General features: G+C 62.9%; 11 protein-coding genes. 4 read left to right on the top strand and 7 right to left on the bottom strand.

The features are described from left to right. The 5 genes from EN925_RS12510 to EN925_RS12490 all read right to left on the bottom strand — a co-directional run. Nucleotides 1–748: AbrB family transcriptional regulator (locus EN925_RS12510; protein WP_164894188.1), on the bottom strand; the 748-nt coding region annotated here is incomplete at its 3' end. A 91-nt stretch (nucleotides 749–839) separates the two neighbouring features. After that, a complete protein-coding gene (locus EN925_RS12505; protein ID WP_127368478.1) occupies nucleotides 840–1085 on the bottom strand; it encodes a type II toxin-antitoxin system Phd/YefM family antitoxin in 246 nt (81 codons plus the stop codon). Between the two features lie 28 nt (nucleotides 1086–1113). Continuing rightward, nucleotides 1114–1422 (bottom strand): putative quinol monooxygenase, encoded by a 309-nt coding sequence (locus tag EN925_RS12500; protein WP_013529933.1) that lies wholly within the window; start codon nucleotides 1420–1422, stop codon nucleotides 1114–1116. Nucleotides 1423–1485: 63 nt separating this feature from the next. After that, nucleotides 1486–2265: an SDR family oxidoreductase gene (locus EN925_RS12495; protein ID WP_013529934.1), complete on the bottom strand. Its 780-nt coding sequence runs from the start codon at nucleotides 2263–2265 to the stop codon at nucleotides 1486–1488. Nucleotides 2266–2390: 125 nt separating this feature from the next. After that, on the bottom strand, nucleotides 2391–2828 hold the full coding sequence (locus EN925_RS12490) for a DsrE family protein (RefSeq protein ID WP_127368479.1): 438 nt from the start codon (nucleotides 2826–2828) through the stop codon (nucleotides 2391–2393). A gap of 102 nt (nucleotides 2829–2930) precedes the next feature. Here EN925_RS12490 and EN925_RS12485 point away from each other — a divergent pair, with 102 nt between their 5' ends. The 3 genes from EN925_RS12485 to EN925_RS12475 all read left to right on the top strand — a co-directional run bounded on the left by EN925_RS12485 (nucleotide 2931) and on the right by EN925_RS12475 (nucleotide 4744). Continuing rightward, complete coding sequence (locus EN925_RS12485) at nucleotides 2931–4049, top strand: hypothetical protein (RefSeq protein WP_127368480.1); 1119 nt, start codon at nucleotides 2931–2933, stop codon at nucleotides 4047–4049. Between the two features lie 66 nt (nucleotides 4050–4115). Then, entirely contained in the window at nucleotides 4116–4361 is a 246-nt protein-coding gene (gene vapB / locus EN925_RS12480; RefSeq protein WP_023760667.1) for a type II toxin-antitoxin system VapB family antitoxin, read from the top strand. Further along, entirely contained in the window at nucleotides 4358–4744 is a 387-nt protein-coding gene (locus EN925_RS12475; protein WP_127368481.1) for a type II toxin-antitoxin system VapC family toxin, read from the top strand. The genes vapB and EN925_RS12475 overlap by 4 nt, the downstream gene beginning before the upstream one ends. Before the next feature lie 6 nt (nucleotides 4745–4750). Here the strand turns inward: EN925_RS12475 and EN925_RS12470 are convergent, their stop codons facing one another. After that, nucleotides 4751–5698, bottom strand: coding sequence for a cation diffusion facilitator family transporter (locus EN925_RS12470; protein ID WP_127368482.1), 948 nt, complete (start codon nucleotides 5696–5698; stop codon nucleotides 4751–4753). Nucleotides 5699–5703: 5 nt separating this feature from the next. Next, nucleotides 5704–7893 (bottom strand): anthranilate synthase, encoded by a 2190-nt coding sequence (locus tag EN925_RS12465; protein ID WP_127384907.1) that lies wholly within the window; start codon nucleotides 7891–7893, stop codon nucleotides 5704–5706. Between the two features lie 319 nt (nucleotides 7894–8212). On the opposite strand from EN925_RS12465, the gene EN925_RS12460 reads away from it, so the two are divergent. Then, a partial coding sequence (locus EN925_RS12460) for an isocitrate lyase/phosphoenolpyruvate mutase family protein (RefSeq protein WP_206521224.1) occupies nucleotides 8213–8542 on the top strand: 330 nt, incomplete at its 3' end.

The following is an 8542-nucleotide window of genomic DNA, read 5'->3' as shown; positions in this document are numbered from 1 at the left end:
GCGGCAATTGCATTTCCACGCCCAAGCCGAGATGGACGACGGTGCCGAAGATGAAGGTGCCGAGGAAGAAGGGCGAGGGCAGTCGGCACAACTTTCCCGCCAGGCCGCCTACGACCGCGATGCCGATGGTGGCGGCGAAGGCTTGGGCATCGATCGGCGGAAACCAGACGATGGCGGGGATTTCGACCTCAGACGTGTCGACCCACATCTTGGCAACGAGTGCCGCCGTCATCGAGACGAAGATGACGCGCAGATATTGCATGAAAGCGACGAGCCGCTGATCGGCGCCGAAGGCACCCGCCATCAGCACCATGGCGGTGGCCGCACCCGGCGACGAGCCCCAGACGGCGGTGGTGCCGGGCAGGATGCGCCAGCGGCTGATCAGCCAGCCGAGCAGGCTGGAGGCTGTGACGGTGGCCACCACGACGCCAAGAAACAGCGGCCATTCCTTGTAGAAGACCGGAAAGATGTCGGCCGAGATCGACGCCGCGACGAGGCAGCCGACGATCGCCTGGGCGGCGCCGAACAGAAGACGCGGCACGCGCACCGTGGCGCCATTGGTGCCGGCGACGATGGCGGCCAGCATCGGCCCGATCAGCAGCGCCGCCGGCAGGGCGGCGAGTTCCAGCGCGCCGGCAAACAGCAAGGAAACAACCAGCAGGGCAAGCCACTGCCAGAGCCTGCGCATCCGCGCCATGCGCTCGAGTGTGGGCAGGTCCGGGGAGGGCTGCTCGGCCGAGGAATCCATGTTTCGCTCTTAGACCCGCAGGGCGAAAAATGCGAACCGCGATTCACAGAAAAATGATTGTTTCACCCGCCCAGGTGTCGAGTAACAGGTCTCACAAGCCGGCGTTGAACCGTTGCTCGATCTCATTGCGACCCGTGCGGTCGAAATCGTCGGGGACGGAAAACTGGCCGGCCATAAAACCGACCCGTCGCGCCTGCAGCGCCGGCTGTTCGATCGGCACGATTCTGGCCAACGGCTTGCCGGCTTTGGCAATAACAAACGACTCGCCTTGGGCTGCACGTCTCACAAGGCGCGACAGATGAGCTTTCGCATCGCGAATGTTTACTGTCTGCGTCAAAGATTGCTCCTCAAAATTGGCATCGAACTCACCCCGTCTTGCTGTCGGCTAGGCCGAAGCCGCCGACGGGGTGGGTCTCGACCTGGAATTCGAAGCCGGCGATGAACGGCCGCGCCTTGGCGATCGCCGCCTGGACTTCGGGAAGCTGCAGCGAGGCCTTGTGGCTTTCGGCGTCGGTCCACACTTCGGTGACCCAGATCGCGTCGGCATCGGCGGGATCGCGGGCGATGATATAGCTCAGGCAGCCCGGCAGGGCGCCGGTGCTGGCGCGCAGGAGGTCCATGACCGCGTCGCGCTGGCCGCGCGACGCCCGCATCTTGCCGATCAGTCCGTACATTCCGTTGTCTCCCTTTGAGGTTTTCGACAAGAGCGTGCAGATCGCCAGTATGCCGATAGCCGTTCAAGGCATCAACTGGCCGCCATTCACCTCGATCACCTGGCCGGTGATGTAGCCGCTGAGAAGGTCGGAAGAGAGGAACAGATAGGCGCCGACGCAATCCTGCGCCGTGCCGGCGCGTCCCTGCGGAATGGTGGCGACCATGCCCTTGATCTGCTCGTCGGTCGAATAGCGCTCGTGGAACGGGGTGAGAATTGTGCCGGGCGCCACCGCGTTGACGCGGATGCCGAAGCCGATCAGCTCCTTGGCCATGCCACGCGTCACATTGGAGACGAAGGCCTTGGCCGAGCCGTAAAGCCCGGCGCCGCCGCCCGCACCATTGCGGGCGGCGATCGACGAGGTGTTGACGATGAAGCCGCCCTGTTTCTTCAGCCACGGGATCGCCTTGCGCGAAGCAGTCAGCACCGAACGGGCGTTGAGGTCCATCACCGCATCGTAATGCGCCTCGGTCTGCTCGGCATAGGGGATGCGGCCGAGCATGCCGCCGGCATTGTTGACCAGCCCGTCGAGGCGGCCGAAATATTGCGCACTGTCCTCGACGACGCGCTCGACATCGGCGGCAACGGAGAAATCGCCCTGGACGAGAAACACCTCGCCGCCCTTGTCGGCAATCGTCAGGCCGAGCTTCTCGGCGGCGTCGCGGCTCGAGTTATAATGCAACGCCACCTTGCATTTCTGCGCTGCATAGGCCAGCGCGAGCGCCGCCCCGATGCCGGTCGATGCACCGGTAACCAGCACTGCCTTGCCGGCAAGATCGGGTATGCTGAGTGTGGTGGCTGGCACGGTTCTTCCTCCGGGATGTCTGCCTGCCCTTCGTAGGCCCTTGCCACCCCGGTGTTCAAGCCTTGGAGCAATTCAAGGAAAAGTGTGAGCGCTTTCCCCGGGGGATTTGCGTCAAACAAACCGCTCTACGGACGCAGATAGGCGTAACCCTGGCCTTGCAGTTCGGCGAGTTTGACGACGCCGCCCTTGTCGGCGGCATGAAATCCGGCGAGCAGGTCGGGGAGTGTAATGTCCATGCCGTGCATGGTGTTGGCGCAGGCGTGGGGTTCCAGTCCCTGCTGCACCAGGCCGGCGAAGCGCCCGGAAATCGCGGCCGATATGCCTTTCGACTTGAAGGCCGCGAGCGCGGGACCATGCACGACCAGCACGATGTCGACCTTGCCGCCGGTGCCTTCATAATGGTTCTTGATGTTGCCGAGCACGAAATTGACCTTGTCGCTGTCGCTCAAGTGGTAGGCGACTTTTTGCCTTGTGGGCTCGGTGGCGGCTGCCTGTGCTGCCCGCAGACCGAGAAGCGTTCCGGTTCCGGCAAGAACCGTGCGGAACATATCGCGCCGGCGCATGGCATCCTCCTCCGCTTGGCGGCTGACCGCGAATTGCGTGACTCCAGCCGCAATACTAGCATAAATTGCCGTTGCGTCCTTTCGATGCGGAGGAGAGGTCACATGGCGTTGAAGGAATGGGCGTTTGGGTTGGGGGAATGGAAGACGGTTGCCGGCGCCGGGTTTTGCGCCGTGCTGCTCGGCGCGCTTGCCGGATCGGCCTCCGCCGACGATGCGCTGAAGCTTACCGAACTCAGTCCGAACGGCGCTGATGCCTGTTTCGGCCGCGTCTATGATGCGGCGCATCTCAAGGCGCACCCGAAGCAGAAGGTGGCGCGGATCTTCTTCTACTACGGCCATGATCCGGTCAGCCGGCCGAACGAGGAGCCGACCGGGAATTCCGACACGTCCTACAATGCCTTCATCGCCACCACGGTGCGCGGCGCCAAGTCGCCTGAATGGGCCGGCGGCTGGTGCAATCATGCTTCCGAGGACGGCAAGACGGGCCCGGTCCATTGCGGCATGGAATGCGACCGGACGCTTGCGTCGCTGAAGGTCGATGACAAGGGTCGGCTGTTCCTCTCGGATCTGCAGCCCGACATCTATCTCGATGCCGGATCAGAAGAGGAGCTTGGCGCAGCGGAATATGACAGGCAGGCGCTCGGCTCGGAGGATGACAATTTCCGCCTCGACCCGATGCCGGCAGCGACCTGCCAGGCGGAGTTCGCGCGCATCGATCCAGTCGCCGCTGCGCTCGGAGCTCCGTTGCGCGAGCGGCTGAAGCCGGACCAGGCGTTCTGCTACGGGCGCGACTACGATGCAGCGCATCTCGGCTCGCACCCCGATCAACTCACCCAGTCGATCCGGGTTTTCCGCGGCAAGGTAGAACTGGCGTCCTTCGCCTCGGGCGGTGACACCGCCAATTGGCCAGACGGCGCCGACATTGCCGTTACCGTCACCACACGGCAGAAATCGGCTAAGGTGACGCAGACCTATTCCTGCCAGGGCGAAGCCGACCAGTGGCGCTGCGCGGCCAGCACGAAGATGAGCGATTTCTCCTGCGACATCGCGCAGAAGGAGATTTTCCTCAAGCGTGGCGCCAACGGCACGATGATGCTGGCCAACCCAAACAGCGCGCTTGCAATCGTCGACCTGTGTTCGAAGGCGGACGCCGGAAAGACGAAATCCGACGACAAGGTCTATCGGCTGAAGCCAATGCCGCAATCGGCCTGCTCGCCCTGAGCTCGGACTTGTCTACGTCGCCATGAAGGGATATATCTTTGCTATATCTCATTTGAGGATAGCGTGATGGACAAGGCGAAAGTGTTCTGGTCGGGCCGGTCACAAGCTGTGCGTCTGCCCAAGGAGTTCCGTTTCGAAACAGATGAGGTTTCGATCCGCCGTCACGGGCAAACCGTCATTCTGGAACCGCTTGCGCAGGACTGGGCGTGGCTAGACCAAGTGATCGGACCGCTTGATAACGATTTCGCCGAGGCGGCGCTCGAACGTCAAGACGGGCAGGATCGACCTGCCTTGGATGACGTTTTCAAGTGATCTACCTGCTCGACACCAATGCCGTCATCGCGGTCATCAAGGGCGACGCGGGTCTGTTGGCGCTGCTAAAACGGCACAGGCCGCAGGACTATGCCCTCTCTGCGATCGTCGCGCACGAACTGCACTATGGTGCTGAAAAGAGCCAGCGAAGGGCTGAAAATTTGGCGCGCATCGAAGCTCTGCAGTTCCCGGTGCTCGAATTCGACCGAGAAGACGCAAGACATGCTGGGGAGATTCGGGCAACGCTTGCGACGTTAGGAACTCCGATCGGTCCCTACGATGCGTTGATCGGTGGGCAAGCGCGCGCTCGGAACCTTGCGCTGATGACCCGTAATGTCCGGGAATTCGAGCGGATCAAAGATCTCTCAATCGAGACCTGGTGAACCGCCTCATGCGAACGGCACGGCCGTGGTGCCCTTGGGCAGCTTGGCCTCGTCGTCGGGCTCGACATGGATGGTGACGCGCACCGAGGGGATTTCGGCCTTCAGCGCATCCTCGATGCGGTCGCAGATGACATGGCTGGCGCCGACCGACATGTGTGCGTCGACGACCAGATGAAACTCGATGAAGGTGGCGCGGCCGGCGATGCGCGTCTTGAGGTCGTGCACTTCAAGTGCGCCCTTGCAGTTGGCCGAGATGACGTCGCGGATGCGCATGTGCTCCTGGGTGTCGACGGCGCGGTCCATCAGCCCGTTCATCGACGAGCCGATGACATGCCAGCCCTGCCACAGGATGTTCAAAGCCACGAGGACGGCAAGTGCGGGGTCAAGGATCTGCCAACCGGTCAGGATCGCCCCGACCAGGCCGCCGAAGACCCCGATCGAGGTCACCACGTCGGTCATGATGTGGTTGCCGTCGGCGACCAGTGCCGGTGATTTCTCCGCCCTGCCGGCGCGGATCAGCGTCCAGGCCCAGAAGGCGTTGATAGTCGTGGCAACGCCGTTGACCGCAAGACCTTCCCAAGGCTGTTCCAAGGGTGACGGAGTCTGCCAGGAGCGCCAGACCTCGTTGAGGATCAATAGCGCGGCAAGCACGATCAACACGCCTTCCAGCACTGCCGAGAAATACTCGGCCTTGTGATGGCCGAAGGGATGATCCTGGTCGGCCGGCTTGTGGCTGATCTGGATCGCCCAGAAGGCGGCGACCGAGGCGATGACGTTGACGATCGATTCCAGTGCGTCCGAATAGAGTGCGACTGAGCCGGTGACGTACCAGGCGGCAGCTTTCAGCGCGAGCACGACAAAGGCGACGATAATCGACCAGAAGGCGAGGTTCGCGACCTTGCGCTTCGCGGCCGCCTTGGCCGCGATCGCCATCGTGTTCTCGGCTTCGGCCATGATCGTCAGGCGGCCTTTTCCTTGGCCTTGCGCGGCAGGTGGGCGACGATGTTCTCGATGATGCGCATGCCGGCATTGTGCCCGAGCGTCATGATCGATTCCGGGTGGAATTGCACTGCGGCGATCGGCTCCTTGCGGTGCTCGAAGGCCATGATGACGCCGTCCTCGGTCTCGGCCGTGACGATGAAATCGTCGGGCAGCCGCACCGGATCGGCAAAGATCGAGTGGTAGCGGCCGACGGTGACTTCCTTGGGCAGGCCCGAGAAGATGATGCCGGGCTTGGAGACGCGGATGCGCGACGGCTTGCCGTGCATCGGTATGTGCAGCTGCCGCAGTTCGCCGCCATAGGCCTCGGCCAATGCCTGCAGGCCAAGGCAGACGCCGAAGATCGGCAGTTCGCGGGCGCGCGCCTTCTTGATGGTTGCGGCGCAATCGAAGTCCTTCGGCGTGCCGGGGCCGGGCGACAGCACGACGAGGTCGGGTTTCAGCCGGTCGAAGACTTCCTCAGGCACCGGCGAGCGAACGGTCGAGACGTTGGCGCCGGTCTGGCGAAAATAATTGGCCAGCGTGTGGACGAAACTGTCCTCGTGGTCGACCAGCAGGATGTTGACGCCGTCGCCGACGCGCGCGGTGGTGCGCTCGGTGCTGGCGGAATTGCCTGTCTTGGCGTCGCGGATGGCGGAGAGCATGGCGGATGCCTTCAGTTCGGTTTCGGCTTCTTCTTCCTCGGGAATGCTGTCGAACAGCAATGTGGCGCCGGCGCGCACTTCGGCAATGCCGTCCTTGATACGGATGGTGCGGAGCGTCAGGCCGGTGTTCATGTCGCCGTTGAAATTGACCATGCCGATCGCGCCGCCATACCAGGCGCGCGGGCTCTTCTCGTTCTGCTCGATAAAGCGCATGGCCCATAGCTTCGGCGCGCCGGTGACGGTGACCGCCCAGGCATGCGACAGGAAGGCATCGAAGGCATCCATGCCTTCGCGCAGCCTGCCTTCGATGTGGTCGACCGTATGGATCAGGCGCGAATACATCTCGATCTGGCGCCGGCCGATAACGCGCACCGAACCCGGCTCGCAGACCCGCGACTTGTCGTTGCGGTCGACGTCCGAGCACATGGTCAGCTCGGATTCGTCTTTCTTCGAGTTGAGCAGTTTCAGGATCTGCTCTGAGTCGGAAATTGCGTCGTCGCCGCGCTTGATGGTGCCCGAGATCGGGCAGGTCTCGACGCGGCGGCCGTTGACGCGCACGAACATTTCGGGCGAGGCGCCGATCAGATATTCACCTTCGCCCAGATTGATGAAGAAGGAATAGGGCGACGGATTGATGGCCTTCAGCTTGCGCGAAATCTCGGACGGCTGCGTCTCGCAGCGCTCGTAGAACATCTGGCCCGGCACGACCTCGAACAGGTCGCCGCGCTTGAACGAATCCATCGCCTTGCGCACCAGGTCGGCGTATTCGCCGGGTTCATGGTCGCCGCGCGGCGGGATGCGGTCGGGGCTCTTGAACGGCTCGGAGATTTCGTCGCGCGGCAGCCCTTCGGTCGAAAAACCCTCGCCGGCATAGTCGTAGCGGTCGGTCCATGCCTTGGCCGAATAATGGTCGACGACCAGGATCTCGTCAGGCAGGAACAGCACCAGGTCGCGCTGGCTTGGCTTGCGTTCGAGCTTGTAGTCTACCGGGTCGAACTGGAAGGCGAGATCGTAGCCGAAAGCGCCGTAGAGACCTAGATTGGCGTCTTCCTCGGTCTTGAACAGAGCGGTGATGGCGCGCAGCACCGTGAACACCGAAGGAACGCGGCTGCGCTCTTCTTCCGTGAAGACACGGCCGGGCTTGGCGACGTCGAGACGGATGAGCCTTTTCGATGTCTCGGCGATGGTGATATCGGCCAGGCTACCCAGCGCCTTGCCGATGACCGGCAACAACACCTCGCCACGGCCGTTGAGGGCCTCGACACGCATGGCGCGGCCGCGCGCGGAGATAACCAGAGGCGGGTCGATGATGGCGGTGTCCCAGCGCGTGTAGCGGCCGGGATATTCATAGTTTGAGGAAAACACCGCGCCGCGGCGCGAATTCAGGCCGTCGACGTAAGCGTCGATCGCGCCCGCATACGGCCGGTCGTGGCGCGCGCGGGTGATGGTGATGCCACCCGCGGTCACGAAACTTTCCGCGCCGTTTTCCAGAACCTTCATCGTCATTGCCGTCTCCATCAGCTTCTTGGGGCAACGGACCCGGGAATGGCTTGGAAAAAACAAATGGCCGCCCGGACTTTCCGTTGCGGCCACCCTCTCTATTCACGCGCACGTGTTCGAACAGGCCGCTGTCAGCAGGCCCACCACCAAATGGTCTTGATCGAACGCATATTCATGGCGAAATCCATAGCTGCGAAAAGAAGGATGCGCAACAGGTTTGAAAGTCTGTTCGTTGGCCGCCGCTTCTCAGGCTCATGGCACATCGCCAGAGCCGACAGTGCCGCTTAGAGTGCTCATCCAACAGCAGGAAGACGGGAAAATAACCATGACCGAGCAGATCGAGCGTGCGCGGACGTTTCATTCCCTCCACGTCAAGGGCAACCCGGTCGTCCTCTACAATGCCTGGGATCCGGGTTCGGCCAAGATCATCGAGAAAGCGGGTGCCAAGGCGATCGCCACCGGAAGCTGGCCGGTCGCGGCCGCGTTCGGCTACGCCGATGGCGAGAAAATCCCGCTGGAACTGGCGCTCGACAACATCAAGCGCATCGTCGGGTCGGTCGACCTGCCGGTGACCATGGACCTCGAGGGCGGCTACGGCGTTGACCCGGAAATCGTCGCTCGCACGGTGACGTTGGCGCTGCGGGCCGGCGCTATC

The sequence above is a fragment of the Mesorhizobium sp. M7A.F.Ca.US.006.04.2.1 genome (genome assembly GCF_004022915.1).
Taxonomy (GTDB): domain Bacteria; phylum Pseudomonadota; class Alphaproteobacteria; order Rhizobiales; family Rhizobiaceae; genus Mesorhizobium; species Mesorhizobium ciceri.
This window is presented reverse-complemented; position numbering and strand designations above follow the sequence as displayed.